The 19,484-nt window shown below is 70.2% G+C and carries 19 protein-coding genes; 13 read left to right on the top strand and 6 right to left on the bottom strand.

All coding sequences use genetic code 11. From position 1 onward, the window contains the following. Position 1: 1 nt before the first annotated feature. Positions 2 to 853, top strand: coding sequence for an immunity 49 family protein (locus tag BLW84_RS36050; protein WP_177226874.1), 852 nt, complete (start codon positions 2 to 4; stop codon positions 851 to 853). A gap of 27 nt (positions 854 to 880) precedes the next feature. On the opposite strand, the gene BLW84_RS36055 is transcribed toward BLW84_RS36050, so the two are convergent. The 3 genes from BLW84_RS36055 to BLW84_RS36065 form a co-directional block, all read right to left on the bottom strand. Continuing rightward, positions 881 to 1,546, bottom strand: coding sequence for an endonuclease V (locus BLW84_RS36055; protein ID WP_093275013.1), 666 nt, complete (start codon positions 1,544 to 1,546; stop codon positions 881 to 883). A gap of 68 nt (positions 1,547 to 1,614) precedes the next feature. Beyond that, complete coding sequence (locus BLW84_RS36060; protein WP_093275015.1) at positions 1,615 to 3,027, bottom strand: aldehyde dehydrogenase family protein; 1,413 nt, start codon at positions 3,025 to 3,027, stop codon at positions 1,615 to 1,617. A 281-nt stretch (positions 3,028 to 3,308) separates the two neighbouring features. Next, positions 3,309 to 3,923 carry a mycothiol-dependent nitroreductase Rv2466c family protein gene (locus BLW84_RS36065; protein ID WP_093275018.1) on the bottom strand — a complete coding sequence of 205 codons (615 nt, stop codon included), beginning with the start codon at positions 3,921 to 3,923 and terminating at the stop codon, positions 3,309 to 3,311. 225 nt (positions 3,924 to 4,148) lie between these two features. Between BLW84_RS36065 and pepN the strand changes: the two genes are divergently transcribed. Continuing rightward, positions 4,149 to 6,722, top strand: a complete 2,574-nt coding sequence (gene pepN / locus BLW84_RS36070) for an aminopeptidase N (RefSeq protein ID WP_093275020.1) — start codon at positions 4,149 to 4,151, stop codon at positions 6,720 to 6,722. A gap of 150 nt (positions 6,723 to 6,872) precedes the next feature. Further along, on the top strand, positions 6,873 to 7,619 hold the full coding sequence (locus BLW84_RS36075; RefSeq protein ID WP_093275023.1) for a response regulator: 747 nt from the start codon (positions 6,873 to 6,875) through the stop codon (positions 7,617 to 7,619). Positions 7,620 to 7,730: 111 nt separating this feature from the next. Here BLW84_RS36075 and BLW84_RS36080 read toward each other — a convergent pair whose 3' ends face one another. Continuing rightward, positions 7,731 to 8,234 carry a DUF5130 family protein gene (locus BLW84_RS36080; RefSeq protein ID WP_093275025.1) on the bottom strand — a complete coding sequence of 168 codons (504 nt, stop codon included), beginning with the start codon at positions 8,232 to 8,234 and terminating at the stop codon, positions 7,731 to 7,733. Then, complete coding sequence (ctaJ, locus tag BLW84_RS36085; RefSeq protein ID WP_093275028.1) at positions 8,221 to 8,481, bottom strand: aa3-type cytochrome oxidase subunit CtaJ; 261 nt, start codon at positions 8,479 to 8,481, stop codon at positions 8,221 to 8,223. Before ctaJ ends, BLW84_RS36080 begins: the two co-directional genes overlap by 14 nt. Positions 8,482 to 8,872: 391 nt before the next feature. Between ctaJ and BLW84_RS36090 the strand changes: the two genes are divergently transcribed. Then, positions 8,873 to 9,457 (top strand): right-handed parallel beta-helix repeat-containing protein, encoded by a 585-nt coding sequence (locus tag BLW84_RS36090; protein WP_245761627.1) that lies wholly within the window; start codon positions 8,873 to 8,875, stop codon positions 9,455 to 9,457. Positions 9,458 to 9,527: 70 nt separating this feature from the next. Here BLW84_RS36090 and BLW84_RS36095 read toward each other — a convergent pair whose 3' ends face one another. Beyond that, positions 9,528 to 10,178: an HNH endonuclease gene (locus BLW84_RS36095; RefSeq protein ID WP_245761628.1), complete on the bottom strand. Its 651-nt coding sequence runs from the start codon at positions 10,176 to 10,178 to the stop codon at positions 9,528 to 9,530. A 221-nt stretch (positions 10,179 to 10,399) separates the two neighbouring features. Between BLW84_RS36095 and BLW84_RS36100 the strand changes: the two genes are divergently transcribed. From BLW84_RS36100 to BLW84_RS50520, 9 genes are all read left to right on the top strand, one after another. Beyond that, entirely contained in the window at positions 10,400 to 12,514 is a 2,115-nt protein-coding gene (locus tag BLW84_RS36100) for a prolyl oligopeptidase family serine peptidase (protein ID WP_093275031.1), read from the top strand. A 170-nt stretch (positions 12,515 to 12,684) separates the two neighbouring features. Continuing rightward, positions 12,685 to 13,656, top strand: a complete 972-nt coding sequence (locus BLW84_RS36105) for a mechanosensitive ion channel family protein (RefSeq protein WP_093275033.1) — start codon at positions 12,685 to 12,687, stop codon at positions 13,654 to 13,656. Between the two features lie 132 nt (positions 13,657 to 13,788). Further along, positions 13,789 to 14,172, top strand: a complete 384-nt coding sequence (locus BLW84_RS36110) for a globin (RefSeq protein ID WP_093275035.1) — start codon at positions 13,789 to 13,791, stop codon at positions 14,170 to 14,172. A gap of 16 nt (positions 14,173 to 14,188) precedes the next feature. Further along, positions 14,189 to 15,250: an alpha-amylase family glycosyl hydrolase gene (locus BLW84_RS36115; protein ID WP_093275038.1), complete on the top strand. Its 1,062-nt coding sequence runs from the start codon at positions 14,189 to 14,191 to the stop codon at positions 15,248 to 15,250. A gap of 92 nt (positions 15,251 to 15,342) precedes the next feature. After that, positions 15,343 to 16,635, top strand: a complete 1,293-nt coding sequence (locus BLW84_RS36120; protein WP_093275041.1) for a heparan-alpha-glucosaminide N-acetyltransferase domain-containing protein — start codon at positions 15,343 to 15,345, stop codon at positions 16,633 to 16,635. A 99-nt stretch (positions 16,636 to 16,734) separates the two neighbouring features. Further along, positions 16,735 to 16,992: a hypothetical protein gene (locus BLW84_RS36125; RefSeq protein ID WP_093275044.1), complete on the top strand. Its 258-nt coding sequence runs from the start codon at positions 16,735 to 16,737 to the stop codon at positions 16,990 to 16,992. A gap of 3 nt (positions 16,993 to 16,995) precedes the next feature. Continuing rightward, complete coding sequence (locus BLW84_RS47970) at positions 16,996 to 18,009, top strand: MBL fold metallo-hydrolase (RefSeq protein WP_177226875.1); 1,014 nt, start codon at positions 16,996 to 16,998, stop codon at positions 18,007 to 18,009. Positions 18,010 to 18,161: 152 nt separating this feature from the next. Further along, complete coding sequence (locus BLW84_RS36135; RefSeq protein WP_245761629.1) at positions 18,162 to 19,130, top strand: SGNH/GDSL hydrolase family protein; 969 nt, start codon at positions 18,162 to 18,164, stop codon at positions 19,128 to 19,130. Positions 19,131 to 19,296: 166 nt separating this feature from the next. Further along, on the top strand, positions 19,297 to 19,484 hold a 188-nt coding region (locus tag BLW84_RS50520; protein WP_143061221.1), incomplete at its 3' end, for a transposase.

The raw sequence follows: 19,484 nt of genomic DNA on the forward strand, positions 1-19,484 counted from the left end.
GATGACGCAGATCAAGCGGCACGATCTCGACGTGGAGAACGCCAGGGCCAGGGAGGGCAAGCTGGCGAGAATCGTCGAGCGAAACCTCGGTGATGTCGCCGAGTACCCGGGGATGCTCGAATCCGTCCAGCGAAAAGCACTTCTCCGAACACGATTCAGGTCTGCCTTCGATCCCGCCGGGGAATCCGCCGAGTTCCGCGAGTCGCTTTCCCTGTCGGGAGCCGCCGGCAGCGCCTTCTTCGCCACTGCAAAACTGCCGAGCGGCGAATTCGACTTCACGATCCGGGAACGGATGGCGCTCAAGGCGACCGGCCCGACCACCGACCACACTCCGCCTGTCTGGCTGGAAAGCCTGTGGGCCTGCTTGATCTCCCGCGACGAGCTGAGCTCCGACGAGCTCTGCGTTTACCCCGTGGACACGCTTCGGGACAATGACTCGTCATTCCCGGCTTTCTTCTACAGCTGGGCGAACGCCGTCGCCGCGTTCTGCCTCCGCGATGACGATGCGCTGACCAAGCTGAACACCGCGCTGGCCGATACCGATCCGGATACCGTCGGACCCGACGCGCTCGAACTCGCACTGCGGATCTACTACCCGCAGATGAAGGTGCTGCACTACCTTGCGACGCAAGAGGCCGAAGCCTTCAACACCGCTCTCGCGCAAGCCGTCGAGCACCACAAGGAGTTCTGGACCGGTGATCGCCAGCGCGCCACCGATCCCGATGGCTTCTTCTCCCTGCCGTTGACGGCGATGGCCGCCATCGCGCATGACATCGGGATGGCGGTCACCGTTGACTCGGAGTACTTGCCGAACCACGTCATCACCAGCGGAGAGCAGGACGACGAAGGCTGACCGGCGTGCGCGGCATCCGACCTTGACCTAGCCGGCCGTCCTGCCCAGGTGATCGGCCGTTCGGGTCGTTTCCGGCAGGCGGTACTTCGGCGCCAGGCGGAGCACCAGGTCGCAGGCCCCGTCGAGGGTGAAGCGGTGGCCGACGGAGACGAACACCGGCTTCACGCCGCGCTGCGTCCGCAGCGCCCGGCCGACGACTTCGTCGTCCATGCGCAGCGGCGACCACGCCCCGCGTGCCTCACCCGGCGGCTCGTAGCGCCCCATCGCCGTCTTGCCGACCCCGATGCTCGGGAGGTCGGTCAGCACGCCCAGGTGGCAGGCCAAGCCGAAGCGGCGCGGGTGGGCCAGGCCCTGCCCGTCGCAGACCAGGACGTCCGGCACCACCGACAGCTCGGCGAGGGCCCGCAGCAACGACGGCGCTTCACGGAATGCGAACAGTCCTGGCACATAAGGAAAATCAGTCTCGCCGCGCACGATGGCACTGTCCACAACGGACAGTGTTGCCACATCGACGACCGTTACCGCCGCGACCAGCCGTCCCGAGTCGTCGCGGTAGGCGACGTCCAGGCCCGCCGCCGTGCGCACCTCCGCGGGCTCGCCGTCGAAGCGCACGAGCGGCCGAAGCCGTTCCTGGATCGCAACGGCTTCGGCCGCCGTCGAGGGCCACGGGTGCAGTTCGCGGGCGCGGATCACGCCGCCGATCGTATGGCGGAGCGGGGCACGCGAGTCTCCCGGACGGCCCGGGAGACTCGCGGTCGCCGTCAGCGCTGGATGGACTTGGTCTCGAGGAGCTCCTCGATGCCGTGGCGGCCGAACTCGCGGCCGTTGCCTGACTGCCGGTAGCCGCCGAACGGGGCGTTGGGGTTGAAGCGGCCGCCGTTGACATCGACCTGGCCCGTCCGCAGCCGCCGGGCCACCGCCAGGGCCCGCTCGTCCGAACCGAACACCGCGCCCGCCAGGCCGTAGTCGGTGCCGTTGGCGATCCGCACGGCCTCGTCCTCGTCCCGGTACGGCAGGATCGACAGCACCGGGCCGAAGATCTCCTCCTGCGCGATGGTCATCTCCGGCGTCACCCCGGTGAACACCGTCGGCCGCACGAAGAAACCCTTCGCCAGGCCCTCCGGCCGCTCCGGCCCGCCGGCGACCAGCTTCGCGCCTTCCTCGATGCCCTTGCGGATGTAGTCCACGACGCGGTCCCGCTGCGCCTCCGAAACCATCGGCCCGATCCGGGTGGACTCGTCGGTGGGGTCGCCGACGGTGTACTTCGCGGCCGCCGCGACGGCCAGCTCCACCGCCTCGGCCAGCCGCGACTCCGGCACCAGCATGCGGCTCAGCGCGTTGCAGCTCTGGCCGCCGTTCGGGAAGCAGCCGGCGACGCCGAGCTTCACCGCCTTGGCCAGGTCGGCGTCGTCGAGCACCACGTTCGCCGACTTGCCGCCGAGTTCCAGCGCCACCCGCTTCACCGTCCGCGCGGCCACCTCCGACACGCGCCGACCGGCCCGGGTGGAGCCGGTGAAGGACACCATGTCGACGCCCGGGTGCGCCGCCAGCGCCTCGCCGACCACCGGCCCGGTGCCGTGCACCAGGTTGAACACGCCCGCCGGCACGCCCGCGTCCGCCACGATCTCGGCGAAGATCGCGGCCGTCAGCGGCGCCACCTCGCTGGGCTTGAGCACCACGGTGCAGCCGACCGCCAGCGCGGGCACCACCTTGGCGACGATCTGGTGCAGCGGGTAGTTCCACGGCGTGATCGCGGCGACCACGCCGATCGGCTCCCGCACGATCAGCGAGTTGCCGACCTCCTCGGTCCAGGCGAAGCCGTTCTCCAGCACGTCGGCGATCCCGGCCGAGGTCGCCACCGGGACGCTCGCGTGCACCTGGGTGGCGAACTTGATCGGCGAGCCCATCTCGGCGGTCACCGTCGCGGCGATCTCATCGCGGCGCCCGGCGATCCCCGCGGAGATCCGCCGAGCCACCGCGATGCGCTCCGCGAGCGGCGTGCCCGCCCAGCCGTCGAAGGCGGCCCGGGCCGCGGCCACCGCGGCGTCCACATCGGACGGCGTGCCGGCCGGTACCGAGCCGATCACCTCCTCGGTGGCCGGGTTGAGCACCTCGATCCGCGCCTCGCCGCCCTCGACGTGAGCACCGCCGATGATGTGGCCGGTGTGCACCATGAAGCCTCCCTGATCCAACGCAGCAGACGTCACGGCGAGCCTGTCACACCCGACAAACCCCGGGGAACCCGCGAAAGTTTCAAAGTCCCGGCTCATTTTGGGCAGCGGCGCGGTAGCGGAACCTCAGAGGCCTTCTCGCTGTGGGATCCCCGACATCATGAAGCCAATTCACCACGTCGGGGCTGTCCTCGCGAGAAGCCCCCTGAGAACCCGCGGCGGTGCAAGCTGCGTGTGTGGGCTAAGCGGCTGCGCCGCTTCAAAGACAAGCCCACCTGCGGTGATCAGTCGAACCTGGGCGACTCCGTGCGGGTCCGCTTGAGCTCGAAGAAGTACGGGTAGCTGGCCAGCGCGAGCGCCCCGTCGAACAGCTTCGCCGCCTCCTCGCCGCGCGGGATGCGCGTGATCACCGGTCCGAAGAACGCCACGCCGTCGACGTGGATGGTCGGGGTGCCGACCTCGTCGCCCACCGGGTCCATGCCCGCGTGGTGGCTGGCGCGCAGTTCCTCGTCGTACTCGGTGCTCCGGCCCGCCTCGGCCAGCGACGCGGGCAGGCCGACCTCCGCCAGCGACTCGGCGATCACCTCTTCGAAGTCCTTCTTGCCCTCGTCGTGCAGCCGGGTGCCGAGCGCCGTGTAGAGCGGCGACAGCACCTCGTCGCCGTGGTGCTTGGCCGCGGCGATGGCCACCCGCACCGGGGCCCACGCCTTGTCCAGCAGCTCCCGATACTCCTCCGGCAGGTCGCGCCCCTCGTTGAGCACCGACAAGCTCATCACGCGGAAGTTCAGGTCGATGTCGCGGACCTTGGCGACCTCCAGGATCCAGCGCGAGGACACCCAGGCGAATGGGCACACCGGGTCGAAGTAGAAATCGACCCTGGGTCGGGCAGCGGCGCTCATCAAGCCTCCAACGTTCGAGAAGTAGCCCGCGGACGCGTTCCAGCGCGCCCCGTCATGGGTACCAACCCCGGTAGAGCCGTTTGTCTTCCCGCCCGGACCGACACGCCGACGGCGGAGCCTGACCCGCCGGGCGGCACGCGCGCACGCGGACGTGATTTGATGCCTGCGCCAGGTACGCCAGGCGTGCCTGTCCTGACGAGTCCCCGACGAGCAACGAGGTGATCCGTGGCCCCGCCGAACCTCACCCGCGAACAGGCCGAGCAGCGCGCGGCCCTGCTGGAGGTCCAGTCGTACGTGATCGAACTGGATCTCACTGCCGGCGCGGGTGGGCCGGACGTGGAGACGTTCGGTTCCACCACAACGGTGCGGTTCCGCAGCAACCAGGCGGGCGCCGACAGCTGGATCGACCTGGTGGCCGACCGGGTCCACAGCGCCGTCCTCAACGGAGTCGAGGTCGACGTCTCCGACTACGACGAGTCCACCGGCATCCGGCTGCCGAACCTGGCCGCCGACAACGAGCTCGTGGTGCGCGCCGACTGCGCCTACACCAACACCGGCGAGGGCCTGCACCGCTTCATCGACCCGGTCGACGGCGGCGTGTACCTCTACAGCCAGTTCGAAACCGCCGACGCGAAGCGGATGTTCACCTGCTTCGACCAGCCCGACCTGAAGGCCACCTACCAGATCACGGTGGACGCCCCGGAGTCGTGGAAGGTCATCTCCAACGCCACCGCCGAGGTCACCGGCTCGGCGAACGGCAAGCGGCACGAATTCGCCACCACCAAGCCGATGTCGACCTACCTGGTGGCGCTGGTGGCCGGGCCGTACGCCGAGTGGCGCGACGTCTTCCCCAGCGGTGACGGCCAGGACGAGATCCCGCTGGGCATCTACTGCCGCGCCTCGCTCGCCGAGCACCTCGACGCGGAGCGGCTGTTCACCGAGACCAAGCAGGGCTTCGGCTTCTTCCACAAGGCGTTCGGGGTGCCCTACCCGTTCGGCAAGTACGACCAGTGCTTCGTGCCGGAGTTCAACGCGGGCGCGATGGAGAACGCCGGCTGCGTGACGTTCCTGGAGGACTACGTCTTCCGGTCGAAGGTCACCAGCTACCTCTACGAGCGGCGCTGCGAGACGGTGCTGCACGAGATGGCGCACATGTGGTTCGGCGACCTGGTGACCATGCGCTGGTGGGACGACCTGTGGCTCAACGAGTCGTTCGCGACCTGGGCCAGCGTCCTCGCGCAGGTCGGCGCGACCCAGTACGACCACGCCTGGACGACGTTCGCCAGCGTGGAGAAGTCCTGGGCGTACCGGCAGGACCAGCTGCCGTCGACCCACCCGGTGGCGGCCGACATCCAGGACCTGCAGGCCGTGGAGGTCAACTTCGACGGCATCACCTACGCCAAGGGCGCCTCCGTCCTCAAGCAGCTGGTCGCCTACGTGGGCCTGGACAACTTCCTGGCCGGCCTGCGGGTGTACTTCAACCGGCACGCCTGGGGCAACGCGACGCTCAACGACCTGCTGCGGGCGTTGGAGGAGGCCTCCGGCCGCGACCTGTCGTGGTGGAGCGCGCAGTGGCTGGAGACCACCGGCCTGAACATGCTGCGGCCGCGGTTCACCACCGACGGCGAGGGCCGGTTCACCTCGTTCGAGGTCGTGCAGAACGGTGCCCGCCCCGGCGCGGGCGAGCTGCGCACGCACCGGCTGGCGATCGGCATCTACGACGACGAGGGCGGCAAGCTGGTGCGCAAGCACCGCGTCGAGCTCGACGTCACCGGCGAGCGCACCGAGGTCCCCGACCTGGTCGGCGTGCACCGGGGCAAGCTCGTGCTGGTCAACGACGACGACCTGACCTACTGCTCGCTGCGCTTCGACCCGGAGTCGCTGGCGTCGCTGATCGACCGGATCGGCGACATCGACGAGTCGCTGCCGCGGGCGCTGTGCTGGTCCACCGCATGGGAGATGACCCGCGAGGCGGAGCTGAAGGCGCGCGACTTCGTGACGCTGGTGCTGGGCGCGTCCGTGGACGGCGGCATCGGCGCCGAGAGCCAGATCGGCGTGGTCCAGCGGGTGCTGCTGCAGACCCAGACCGCGCTCGCGTCCTATGTGGACCCGTCGTGGCAGGGCGAGGGCTGGCGGCGGTTCTCCGGCCGGCTCTTCGAACTCGCCCGCGCGGCCGAGCCCGGCTCGGACCACCAGCTCGCGTTCGTCAACTCGCTGGTCGGCTCGGTGCTCTCCGCCGAGCAGGTCGCCGAGCTGCGCGGCTGGCTGGACGGCTCGGCGCCGCTGCCCGGGCTGGCCGTCGACACGGACCTGCGCTGGCAGCTGCTGCAGGCGCTGGTCGCGCACGGCGCGGCAGGCGAGTCCGAGATCGACGCGGAGCTGGAGAAGGACCAGACCGCGACGGGCCGGCGGCGCGCGGAGCGGGCGCGGGCGCTGATCCCGACCGCCGAGTCCAAGGAGAAGGCCTGGCAGCGGGCCGTCCACGACGACCAGCTGCCGAACGCGGTCAGCGACTCGATCATCGCGGGCTTCCAGCACCCGGCCCAGCGCGAGCTGCTGGCGCCGTACGTGCGGCGCTACTTCGACGAGATCGACGAGGTCTGGCAGCGCCGCTCCAGCGAGCGGGCCCAGCCGACGGTGATCGGACTGTTCCCGTCGTGGGCGGTCACCGACGACACGGTCGCGGCCTCGGACGACTGGCTGGCCAGCGAGCACCCGTCGGCGCTGCACCGCCTGGTCTCGGAGGGCCGCGCGGGCATCGTGCGCGCCTTGGCGGCCCGGGAGTTCGACCGCTCCTGATCCGATCCGTCGAGGGGCTCCGGCGACCGGCTTGGTCGCCGGGGTCCCTTTTCGCGTTGCGTGAGCTTCCGTTTCGGGTGAACACGAATCGTGTCGAAATGGACACGGCGAGTAAGATTTCGTCGTTCTGCCCGTCGTGAGGGAGCGTCGATGCCCGAGCTGATCACCGCCATCGCGCAGCTGCTGTGGCCGTTGATCGCGCTGATGGCGATCGTGGTGTTCCGGCGTGCCATCGGGCGGGTGTTGCGCACCGCGGAGAAGCGGGAGCTGGAGTTCGAGATCGGCGGTCAGAAGCTGACCATGCACGAGCTCAACGATCAGCAGACCGAGATGATCCAGGACCTGCAGCGGCAGCTGAGCATGCTCAGCAGGGAGCTGTCGGAACGCGACCAGATCGGCACCCCGGCGGAAACCCCGAAGCCGCTCCCGGTTCCGGCCCTGCCCGAGGTGCCCGAGATCTCCGGCAACGGCGACGGCCACGCCGAGGACGAGGTGCTGCCGACGCAGGCGCCGGTCGGTTCGGAGCCGCTCGCGGTGCTGTGGGTCGCGGAGAAGCCGGAGGCGCACGCGATCCTGGCGGAGCAGCTGAGGGACAACGGCGTGCGGGTGACCATGACGACGAGCAACGACGCGGCGCTGGCGGAGCTCTCACAACGCCAGTACCGGCTGATCGTGGAGGACATGGGCCGCAAGGAGAACGGCCGGTGGCGCCCCGACGCGGGCTTGGCGCTGCTGCGCGAACTGCGCGACCTGGGCGTGGACACCCCGGTGATCGTGTACAGCTCTCAGCGGGCCCAGCAGCAGTACGGCGACCAAGCGCGACGGCTGGGCGCGGTCGGCACGACGTCGTCGGCCTACGAGATGTTCCAGAACCTTCAGAGCTTCGACCTGCTCTGAGCCTCCGACAGACGACGGGGCCGTGAATCCTTTGGTCGCTGCAGCGACCAGAGGATTCACGGCCCCGTACCTGAAGCTCCGTGAACGAGACGTCGAGCTTGGAAGCAGGCCCTAGTGGCGGGCGCGGGATTCCTGGTAGCTGGTGCCTGCCGTGTCGGCCAGCATGCGGAGGGCTCCGATGAGGCCGTCGATCAGCTCGCCCTCCTTGAAGGACGCCACCATGCTCATCGCCGCGAGCTGGCAGCTGCGGTCCGGGATCCGCCGGTGCGCCTCCTCCCCGGTGACGATCTCGAACTTCTGCTGACCCGGCGACACCGCGATCAGCACGCCCTCCTCGGCCTGCGAACCGAGGGTCGCGTGCAGTTCCTCCGCCTGCTTGCGGGTGTCCTCGCCGAGGTCGCCGAGGTAGATCGCGAACTCCAGCCCGGTGCTGCGACTGGACAGCGTCAGCGCCTCGTCGAGCCGCGCGAGCTGGCCCGGGCCGAACGGCAGCCGCGGGCGGTCCGGTTCGACGTGGCGCGCGATGGACAGCCGACCGGTGGCCATCATCGCCTCGCCGACGCCGAGCTCACCAGCGTCCACGGCGGATCGCTCCGCGATCTCACCAGTTGCCACGTGCGCCTCCCCGAGCGGTGCTCGGCCGCGCGTCTGCCGGCGCGGCCTCCGAATCCACGTCTGCCACCGGTACGGCGGTGTTCACGCCCGCCGGGTTGGCCACCCAGTACACCGGCGCGAAATCCCACTCCTGCCCCGCGCGGTAACGCGGACGGGTGAGCCTCGGCCACATCGCGATGAGCACGATCAGGCCGTACAGGGCCGCTGGGATCACCGCCAGGTAGAGAACAGTCTCCGCCACAGTCACGCGAGTACGGTATCCGATGACCGCCGCTTCATGCGCCCGACCTGTGGCGCGCATGATCGGCGTCAGTAACCGTCACCAAGCCCCGCCCCAGACACGTTCGAGTGATCCGAGGGCCGACGAGAGCGCCCCGAGCGCGGTTCCCGCTGGTGGAGAGCGAATCGGGAGATGCCCGGAACTACGTACGGTTACTAGTCAAGAGTGTTATACATCACTTAAGGTAACTCGTTCAGAGTAACCAGTGCCCCCGAATGGGGTCCAACCAGACGGTTGCAATGCGCGGCGACTTGGCGGCTTGTTCCTGAGGGTTCCTGCTCCTAGTTTTTCACCTGTATGGGTCTTGCATATTTGATCACATGCGTTCAAAGCGTCTTTTGAATGCGGGAGGCACACTATGTCGATCATCGAAACCGCCACTCAGAGCAGCGCCATCACCCTTCCGATGATTAAGCGACCACTGCTCGAACACGGTGTCCGGATCAGCAGCCGAGACCGCGGCGTGCGGATCAGCGGGCGGGGCGGAGTGCGGATTTCCAGCGGGGCGCGGATCAGCCGCGGCGTACGGATCAGCGGTCGACAGGGTGTGCGGATCAGCGGCGAATCCGGCGTTCAGATCAGCGGCGAATCAGGTGTTCGGATCAGCAGTGAGTCCGGCGTTCGGATCAGCGGGCAGCGACACGGAGTGCGCATCAGCGGACAACAGGGCGTGCGCATCAGCGCATGCCGCCAGGGTGTCCGCATCAGCGGCCGCCATGGAGTCCGGATCAGCAGCCAAAGTGGCGTGCGAATCAGCAGCCAAAGCGGCGTGCGCATCAGTGGGCAGCAGCACGGAGTCCGGATCAGCGGACAGCACGGTGTGCGCATCAGTGGCCGGCACGGGGTGCGGATCAGCGGACAGCAGGGCGTACGGATTTCCAGCGGGGTGCGGATCAGCCGCGGCGTGCGGATCAGCGGGCAGCAGGGTGTGCGGATCAGCTGATCAGGGGTTCCGCAGTGGAACGCCCGCCGTCTCGCGGCACCGCAGTTCGACCGCCGGCCCGACCGGCGCGTCAGGCCGCGGGTTCACCGAGGTACGGCAACCACAGCGGGTCCGTTTCGGACAGCCCCGCCAGCAGCCGCCAATGCCGCCCGCGCGGCGCGTGCGGCGCCACCGGCAGGCGCCAGCCCAGCTCGCTCAGGGTCTTGTCCGCCTTGCGGTGGTTGCACTTGGTGCAGCAGGCGACGCAGTTCTCCCAAGTGTGCGGCCCGCCGCGACTGCGCGGGACGACATGATCTATCGTTTCGGCGCGAGCACCGCAGTACACGCACCGGTAGTTGTCCCGCAGCATCAGCGCGGCACGGGTCAACGGCACCCGGCCGCGGTACGGCACTCGCACGAAGTTGCTCAGCCTGATCACGGACGGGACCTCGACGCTGGCGGTGGCGGAGTGCAGCACCATGCCGGCGGAGTCACCGTGCACGACCTCGGCCTTGCCGCAGACCAGCAGCACGATCGCCCGGCGCAGCGGGAGCGCGGTCAGCGGTTCGAAGGTGGTGTTGAGCAGCAGCACCCGGCGTTTTCGCCAGGACGGCGCGTGACCGGGAGGCCGGTCGGCCTGCGGCGGCGATGTGCCGGCACGGCTCGGCGGGCACAACGGGGCCCGCGGCGCGAGGCTCGTGGCCTTCAGCGCCGGTTGTCGGGTCGGTTGTCGGTCGGGCACGCGACCACCTCCACCGGTGTCGGGCATAGTCGAACATAGAACCCCGCCCGAACGCACGTGTGATTCGACACTCGACGTCGAGTGATCGATTACCGCCATCATTCCCGATCATGCGCCCGCAGAACAACAATGATCGTTCCGGGTGATTCGATCTTCTTTTCGGGATAAATGATCACGTCGAGATCGGCGAATGGTCGCCGGATGCACGTATCGTCGCTGCCGTGACCGACGTGCAAGCAGCGCAGCTGACCTACCCCGGCGCCGACCGCGACGACATCGTCGAAGACCTGCACGGCCACGAGGTGGCCGACCCGTACCGGTGGCTGGAAGACCCGGCCGAGCCGCGCACCGAGGCGTGGTCCGCGACGCAGGACGCGCTCGCCCGGACCTGGTTGGACGCGTTGCCCGGCCGGGACGCGATCGCGGAGCGGATGCGGTCGCTGCTGTCGTCCGGTTCCGTCTCGGCGCCTGTGTGGCGCGCGGGCCGGTCGTTCTTCACCCGCCGGGAGCCCGAGCAGGAGTTCCCGGTGCTGTACGTGCGCGAGGCCGACGGCACCGAGCGGGTGCTGCTGGACGTCACCGAGCTGGACCCGTCCGGGTTGACCACCTTGGACAGCTGGACCCCGAGCCAGGAGGGCGACCGGCTGGCCTACCAGATCTCCGTCGGCGGTGACGAGGAGTCGCTGCTGCACGTGCTCGACGTCGCCACCGGTGAACTCGTCGAGGGCCCGATCGACCGGTGCCGCTACTCGACGATCTCGTGGCTGCCCGGCGGCGAGGAGTTCTTCTACATCCGGCGACTGGCGCCGGAACTGGTGCCCGACGGCGAGGAGCAGTTCCACCGCCGGGTCTGGCGGCACCAGGTCGGTTCCGACCCCGACCAGGACCTGCTGGTGCACGGCGAGGGCCTGGACCACACCTTCTACTACGGCACCCGGGTGTCGCGGGACGGCCGCTGGCTGGTCATCGAGGGCAGCCCGGGCACCGCGCGGCGGGATTCGGTGTGGATCGCCGATCTCGCGGCCGGCGACGTCCCCGAGCTCCGGCAGGTCGTGGACACCTCCGACGGGTATCGCGTCGGCGCCTGGGTGGAGCGCGACGGCCGGCTGTACGTGATGACGACGCTGGACGCGCCGCGCTGGCGGCTGTGCGTGGCCGACCCGGCCCGGCCGGAGCCGGCCAACTGGACGGAGCTGATCGCCGAGGAGCCCGACTCGGTGCTGGAGGCGGTGCGCTGGTTCGACACCGGCGACGGCGACCCGCAGCTGGTGGTGCTCCGCACCCGGCACGCGGTGTCCGAGGTGACGCTGCACGACCCGGCGACCGGGCGGCGGACCGCGGAGGTCCCGCTGCCGAGCACCGGCCAGGTCACTTCACTGTCTACTGTGGACGAATCGACCGACCGCGACCGGGACCGGCTGTGGATCGGCTGGACCGACTTCGCCACCCCGCCCTGCGTGCACGCCTACTCGCGCAGCACCGGGACGACCGAGCTGGACCAGCAGGCGCCGGGCACCGTCGAGCTGCCCGCGGTGCACACCCAGCAGGTCACCTACCGCTCGCTGGACGGCACCCCGGTGCGGATGTTCCTGCTGAGCCCGAGCGCCGAACCGGACCGCCCGCGGCCGGTGATCATGACCGGCTACGGCGGCTTCTCGCTGTCCCGCGAGCCCGGCTACACGCCGTCCGCGCTGGCGTGGGTCGCCGCCGGCGGCGTCTGGGCGCTGCCCTCGCTGCGCGGCGGCGGCGAAGAGGGCGAGGAATGGCACGTCGCGGGCATGCGCGAGCAGAAGCAGCACACCTTCGACGACTTCCACGCGGCGGCGCAGCACCTGATCGACGAGGGCTGGACGACGTCCGAGCAGCTGGCGATCTCCGGCGGTTCCAACGGCGGCCTGCTGGTCGGGGCGGCGCTGACGCAGCGCCCGGACCTCTACCGGGCGGTGGTGTGCTCGGCGCCGCTGCTGGACATGGTCCGCTACGAGCAGTTCCTGCTCGGCCGGACCTGGAACGACGAGTACGGCACCGCGGACGACCCGGAGGAGCTGGGCTGGCTGCTGTCCTACTCGCCTTACCACAACGTGGCCGATCAGACCGACTACCCGTCGGTGCTGTTCACCGTCTTCGAGTCGGACTCCCGGGTCGATCCGAACCACGCCCGCAAGATGTGCGCGGCGCTGCAGCACGCCACCAGCTCGGCCCCTGCGAAACGGCCGATCCTGCTGCGTCGGGAGACCGAGGTAGGCCATGCCGCGCGCTCGGTGTCCCGTACCGTGGGGCTTGCGACCGACCAGCTCGCCTTCCTCGCGGAGGCCACTGGACTCGCCCTGGACTGAGCCCGAACTCGGTCCCCGGCGGTCAGCTGTTCGAGTCTCGTGCGCAGCGGGGTGCGCGCGATCCTCGAGTTGTCCGGTTGCCCATCCGGTGATGTCGCCCCAAAGCACCGGCACCCCCGTGCCGGGTAACCACCGAGGGCCCTGAACGACAGCATGGAGACCCCCGACCCATGGATCTGCCGCTTATGACCCAACCGACCTGTGCCCAGGACGCGTTCTGGTGCCAAACGATCTCCCAGTGGACCGGCAACCAGTGGCTGGCGTCCTACGCCGACCTGCTCATCGCCACACCGCTGAACATCGTGCTCATCCTGATCGTCGCGTTCATGGTGCGATGGCTGGTGCATCGCACCATCAACCGCCTCACGCAGGGCAACGGCAAGCCCCCGAAGCTGCTGACGCCGCTGCGGGAGCGCCGGGCGGACACGCTGACCGCCGAACTGCTGTCGGAGCGCCGCCTCCAGCGGGCGCGGACGATCGGCTCGGTGCTCAAGTCGATCGCCTCGCTGGTGATCTACGGCCTGGCCGTGATCTACGTGCTGCAGGTGCTGAGCATCCAGATCGCGCCGGTGCTGGCCTCCGCCGGTGTGCTCGGTGTCGCCGTCGCCTTCGGCGCGCAGAACCTCGTCCGGGACTTCCTGTCCGGCATGTTCATGCTGGTCGAGGACCAGTACGGCGTCGGTGACGTGGTGGACCTCGGCGAGGCCAGCGGCACCGTCGAGGCGGTGGGCCTGCGGGTCACCACGCTGCGCGACATCAACGGCACCGTCTGGTACGTCCGCAACGGCGAGATCCTGCGGGTCGGCAACTCCAGCCAGGGCTTCGCCGTGGCCGTGGTGGACTTCCCCATCTCGCACACCAGCGATGTGCAGAAGGCCATCGAGGTGGCCGCGAAGGTGGCCACCGATGCCGCGTCGCGGGAGCCGCTGTCCAAGGACGTGCTGAACCCGCCGGAGATGCTCGGGGTGGACCAGATCACCTCGGAGACCATCACGCTGCGGCTGACGACCAAGGTCCGGCCGGGCCGGCAGTGGTCGGTGCAGCGCCGGCTGCGCGCGGAGATCAAGCGCGCCTACGACGAAGAGGACATCGAGCCGCCGTACCCGTACGGCCGTCCGCTGCCGCCTTCGCCGGTGGCCTAGTCTCAACCGCCGGCCACCGGGGTCGTGGGCACCTGGAACCGCGACAGCGGTCCATCGGGCCCACGACCCCGGTGTGAGGCGTTCGGCAACAGGGCCGCCCAAAATCGAAGCCGCCCCTGAGAGGATGGAGCCGTGACTTCCGTGGAGACCTTCTACCAGCAGGTCGGCGGCGAGGCGACCTTCCACCGGATCGTGGCGCGGTTCTACGAGGAGGTGGCCAAGGACGAGCTCCTGCGGCCGCTCTACCCGGAGGAGGACCTCGGGCCCGCCGAGGAGCGGCTGCGGCTGTTCCTGATCCAGTACTGGGGCGGCCCGCACACCTACTCCGACCGGCGCGGTCATCCGCGGCTGCGGATGCGCCACGCGCCGTTCAAGATCGGCCCGGCGGAGCGCGACGCGTGGCTGCGCTGCATGCGGATCGCGGTCGACGAGGTCGATCTCCAGCCGGAGCACCGCGACCAGCTGTGGCAGTACATGGAGATGGCCGCAAACAGCATGATCAATTCGTGGTTCTGAGCAGAAGGACCTGGTGATGCGGCGGGCAGACGCGCTGGCGGGCCACGGCGAGCAGCCGTGGTGGTGGGATGCGGTGTGCTACCAGGTCGACGTCGGCTCGTTCGCCGACGGCGATGGTGACGGGATCGGCGACCTCGCCGGTCTGACGAGCCGGCTCGGCTACCTGGAGCTGCTCGGGGTCGACGCGGTCGTGCTGGCCGGCGCGGCCGGGCTGGATCCGGCGGCGGGCCCCTTCGCCGAGCTGCTCGGCGTGGCGCACGACTCCGGGATGCGGGTGATGCTCTCGCTCGACGTGGATCCAGCGCGCAGCGACCCGGCATCGGTGTTGTGGCCGTGGCTGGAGCACGGGGCCGATGGTTTCCACCTGGCCCCGCGCCCCGATTCGGCCGATGCGATCGGCGCCGCGCTGGCCGGTCACCCGGATCGCGTGGTGATCGGCAGCGGCCCGGGCGACTGGCACCTGTCGTTCAACCTCGACCTGGCCGTCGCCGGTTTCGACGCCGACCGGGTCCGCAAGGCGATCACGGACGTGCTCGCCGCCCCCGGGCCGCGCCCGGCGTGGGCGATGGCCAGCCGCGACACCGAGCAGAGCCGCGACGACGCGGCGCTGACGCCGGTGCGTGCGATGGCGTTGGTGCAGTTGGCACTGCCCGGCGCGGTCTGCCTGCGGCACGGCGAGGAGCTCGGCCTGCCCGGGACGCAGCGCGTCCGGATGCCGTGGGAGGGCGACCGGCCGCCGTTCGGCTTCTCCGACGCCGACGCCGACTGGTCGTCGATCCCGGCGGACTGGGTGTCCTTCACCGCGGAGGCGCAGCTGGAGGACGAGGCGTCCACGCTGTCGCTGTACCGGCACGCGCTGGAGACCCGGGGCACGCATCCGGCGTTCACCGGCGACGAGGTCGAGTGGTTCGGCGCGCCGCCGGGATGCTTCGCGTTCCGGCGCGCTGGTACCACCCTGATCTGCGCGTTGAACACCTCTCCGGAGCCGGTGCCGCTGCCGCCGGGCGAGGTGGTGCTGTCCTCGCGGCCGGTCGGTCCCGGGGAGTTGCCGCCGGGCACCGCGGCCTGGCTGGTGTGAGTCTGGCCTCCAAAGGCGACCGGGCGCGAGTGGGCCGGAACGGGTGGCGGTAAATTTTGGTAAAACCACCCCGCTGACACCCACTGGATGCTATGACTGCCGTTGCGCCAGCGCTGAGCTCTCCTCGGACTGAACGCACCCGTCGGCTGGTCGGCATCGACATCGCCCGGTTCTTCGCGGTGTTCGGCATGTTCTGCATCCACTTCGGCGTGCCGTTCGCGCACGGCGACGTGGAGGTGTGGATCGCGCAGTTCTCCAGCGGCCGGTCGACCGCGCTGTTCACCCTGCTGGCCGGGGTGTCGCTGGCGATGATGACCGGACGCGGCGAGCCGCCGATCGGAGAGGCGCTGCGGCAGGCCCGCATCAAGATCGCGGTGCGCGCGGCGCTGCTGCTGGTGGTCGGCATCGCGCTGGCGAAGGCGACCGCGGCGACGGGCTTCCTGCTCACCGTGATCATCCCGTTCTACGGGCTGTACTTCCTGCTCGCGGTGCCGTTCATCCGGCTGCGGGCGCGCGGGCTGCTGATCGCCGCGGTGGTCGCGGCCGCGGTCGGCCCGCAGCTGTCGTTCGTGCTGCGGACCTGGATCGCCGGGGACACGCCGATGCGCGCGATCGTCGACGCGGTCAACCTGGTCGACCCGGGGCACCTGATCGCCGATGCCGGGGCGTTCAACCTGCTGCTGCTCGGCTTCTACCCGGCCGCGTCGTACCTGCCGCTGGTGCTGGCGGGGATGGCCGTCGGGCGGCTGGACCTGCAGTCGACCAAGGTGCGGTGCTGGCTGGCCGCGACCGGCCTGGCGGTGACGACCGTCGGCTACCAGGTGTCGAACTGGCTGGTGGAGACCGTCGGCGGATTGCCGCAGGGGCAGATCGAGGGCACCGTCCCGATCGAGCACCCGGAGTGGCTGGTGGCCGCCGCCGCGCACAGCGGCACGACGTTCGAGCTGCTCGACTCCGGCGGCATCGCGCTGGTGTTCGTCGCGGTGTGCCTGGAGCTGGCCGATCGGACGGGGCGGGCGCTGAAGCCGCTGGCCGCGGCCGGTTCGATGGCGTTGACGCTGTACGCGATCCACGCGCTGGTCCTGGCCTGGCAGATCGTCGTCGGCGGCTGGCCGCTCAGCGGCGTGCCGGACACCTTGGCGCAGCTGGCCAGCATGGGCCCGGCGCTGCCCACGGACGTCCCGAACATGCCGGCGTTCCCGCGCGACGGCCACCACCCGGACGGCGTGGTGGCGTTCGTGAACACCTACATGCCCGAGGTGTTCCTGATCTTCTCGATCGTCTTCCCGCTGATCTGGCGGCGGTTCTTCCGCCGCGGGCCGCTGGAGGCCGTGGTCAGCGAGAGCGTCCGGCGCATCACGGATCACCTGTTCCGGCGGCACTGAGCCCGGTTTCGGCACTAAAGGGACTTTCGCCTCTTAACAGCCGCGCGGCGCGCATCGTTGCGTGGACGGATGGCGTCGCTCATCCGGAGGTGATCTCGAATGAATTTCCGGCACCACGCATCGGACTCGGTCGGAATCCCACCCGCGCTCGGCAAGGCCATGGCGAACTACCGCTCCCTGCTCGACGAGCTGGAGGCGGGCAGCATCGACGACTCGACCTTCCGCCGCCGCGCGCTGGGCGTCGGGCTGATCGTGCGCGAGCACGACGCCTGGATCCTGGACCTCTCGACCGAGCGGTGGTGGCGCTACGACGGCGTCGCGCTGTCGAGCATCCGGTTCGGGGAAGCCGAGGGCTGAGCCATGTCCACGCCGACCGATCCGGCGATCCTCCGGGAACGCCTCGACCACCTGGCCGGCCTGGTGCGCGAGGCGGCCGACCCCTTTCCGGCCGGGATGGCCGGGCCGCTGTCGACCAGCCCGCTCCCGGTGGCGGCGCTGCAGGAACACCTGGGCAACGCGACGACGTGGCTCGGCCGGGTGTGGGCCGGGTTCGCGCGGGACGGCGCGGCGGTGCGGCGCTGGCTGGTGGACGAGCCGCTGGCCTCGCCCGTCCCGGGCGAGGCGCTCCGGCCCCTGCCGCTGCGGAGGCAGTTCCGCCTCTCGCTGGCGACGGCGGCGTTCGGGGCCGCCGTGGCGGCGGCCAGCTACACGCTGACGGCGCCGTTCCCCGATCCGTTCCTCGGCCTGATCCCGCCGGGCCTGCTGGACCGGCTTCCGCCGTTCGTCGAGAGCACCACGCCGGAACACCCCCGGTACTCGCCCGACGCGGCGGCCCCGGAACTGCCGCTGGTCGGCCAGGCCCCGGGCACTCCCCCGCCGCCGCCCCCGCCGTCGGGTGCTCAGCAGCCGCTGGCCGCGCCGCTCACGCCGGGCACATCGGGCACGCCGGGGACCCCGGGGATCGGCACGCCAGGCGTCAGCCCCGGCACTCAGGGCGCGAACGGATCGGCCGTGACTGTGACCCGGGTGCCGGTGCAGGCTCCGGGGGCGACCGAGGGCACCGCTCAGCAGCAGGCGCCTCCGGCGAGGCCCGTGGCCCCGGGACCCGTCGCACCTGCGCCGATCACCGAGACCACCACGGTGCCGACCACCACGACGGTCCCGACGACCACCGATCCGCCGACGACCACGACGCTGGAACCGACCACGGAACCGACGACGACCGGAACCCGGCCGACCACGACCGGGCCCACCACCACGACCGGGCCGACCACCACGGCAGAGCCCACCACCACTGCGACGCCGACCGGCACCGGCGAGCCGACGAGCAGAACCGGTCCCGGCACGTCCCCGGAGCCGCCCAGCGGCGGCTAAACCGTGAAACTTTCTCAGGTATTGGGAAGTTCCGGCCGGAACCTTGCCGCCGAGTGCTGTGATCGTCTTCACTCCCTACTCACTGGTAGGCGAAAAGCGGAGGCGCGCAGATGGGCCGGTCCGGGCTTGCACGCAGAGCTGGTGCGATCACGTTGTCGGCATTGACGGGCCTGTCGCTCGGCGCCGTCCCGGCGACCGCCGATCCCGAGTACCGGCACTACGTGGCCCTCGGCGATTCCTTCACCTCCGCCCCGCTGGTCCCGTGGATGCGCCTCGACCCGCTGCTGTGCGGGCGCTCGACGAACAACTACCCGGCGCTGCTGGCCCGCGAGATCGGGCCGGCCGAGTTCACCGACGTCAGCTGCGGCGGCGCCGACACCACCGACATGCTCCGGGCCCAGGCCTGGTACTCCGGGCCGCAGTTCGACGCCCTCGACGAGGACACGGACCTCGTCACGCTGGGCATCGGCGGCAACGACCTGGACGTCTTCGGCGACACCATCGCCACCTGCACGGCCCTGCGCGCCGCGGACCCGACGGGATCGCCGTGCCGCGACCACTTCTCCGACGACGACGGAGACGACCTGCTCCGCCGCATCGAGATCACCCGGCACCGGGTCGCCGACGTCGTCGACGGCGTCCAGGAACGCTCGCCGGACGCGGAGATCCTGGTCATCGGCTATCCGCGCATCGTGCCGGAGACGGGCTACTGCCCGGACGTCCTCCCGCTGGCCGACGGTGACTACCGCTACGCCGACGAGATCGAGCGGGCGCTCAACGCCGCCATCGAGGACGCGGCCGAGCAAGCCGGCGCGACGTTCGTCGACACCTACGGCCCGTCGCTGGGCCACGACGCCTGCGCCACCGGCGGGGCGGCCTGGATCAACGGCCAGCAGCTGCGGCCGGACGCGGCGCCGTACCACCCGTTCGCATCGGCGATGGCCGCCGAAGCCAGCATCATCGCGAATATCCTCAATGGACGAGAGCCCGATGTCGCGGACGCCGAGCGGGCCGCGACCCGAGCCGCCGAAGAGGCCAAGGCCCAAGCGGAACAGGCGGGGCCACAGGAGAAAACGGCCCGAGCCGAGGTGGCCGAGCACCTGGCGACCGTCGAGAGCTGAGGTGTCGTGAGTGCTTTGGAGCGCTATAGAGGCTGTTTTGGAAGGGGTTGTGGGTGGTTGTGATATGTGGCTGATGATCACGTGTGGGGGCGTGTCGTAGCCGCAGACAAGGGCGGGTTCTTGTTATCGCAGTGGTTGTCTAAGCCAGCGATCACAAGAACCCGCGATGTCATTGAACCCCGTACCGGCCGATGCCGACCAGGAGGGGTGCGGCTGCGGCTGCACAACCCGCCGACCCCGCTACCCCTCGGATCTCACCGACGCCCAATGGGCGGTCCTTCGACCCCTGCTACCAGCGCCTTTGACCAAGACCCCGCTAGGCGGGCGACCGGAAAAACACCACCGCCGCACGGT

The organism is Saccharopolyspora shandongensis, assembly GCF_900106995.1.
Lineage (GTDB): Bacteria > Actinomycetota > Actinomycetes > Mycobacteriales > Pseudonocardiaceae > Saccharopolyspora > Saccharopolyspora shandongensis.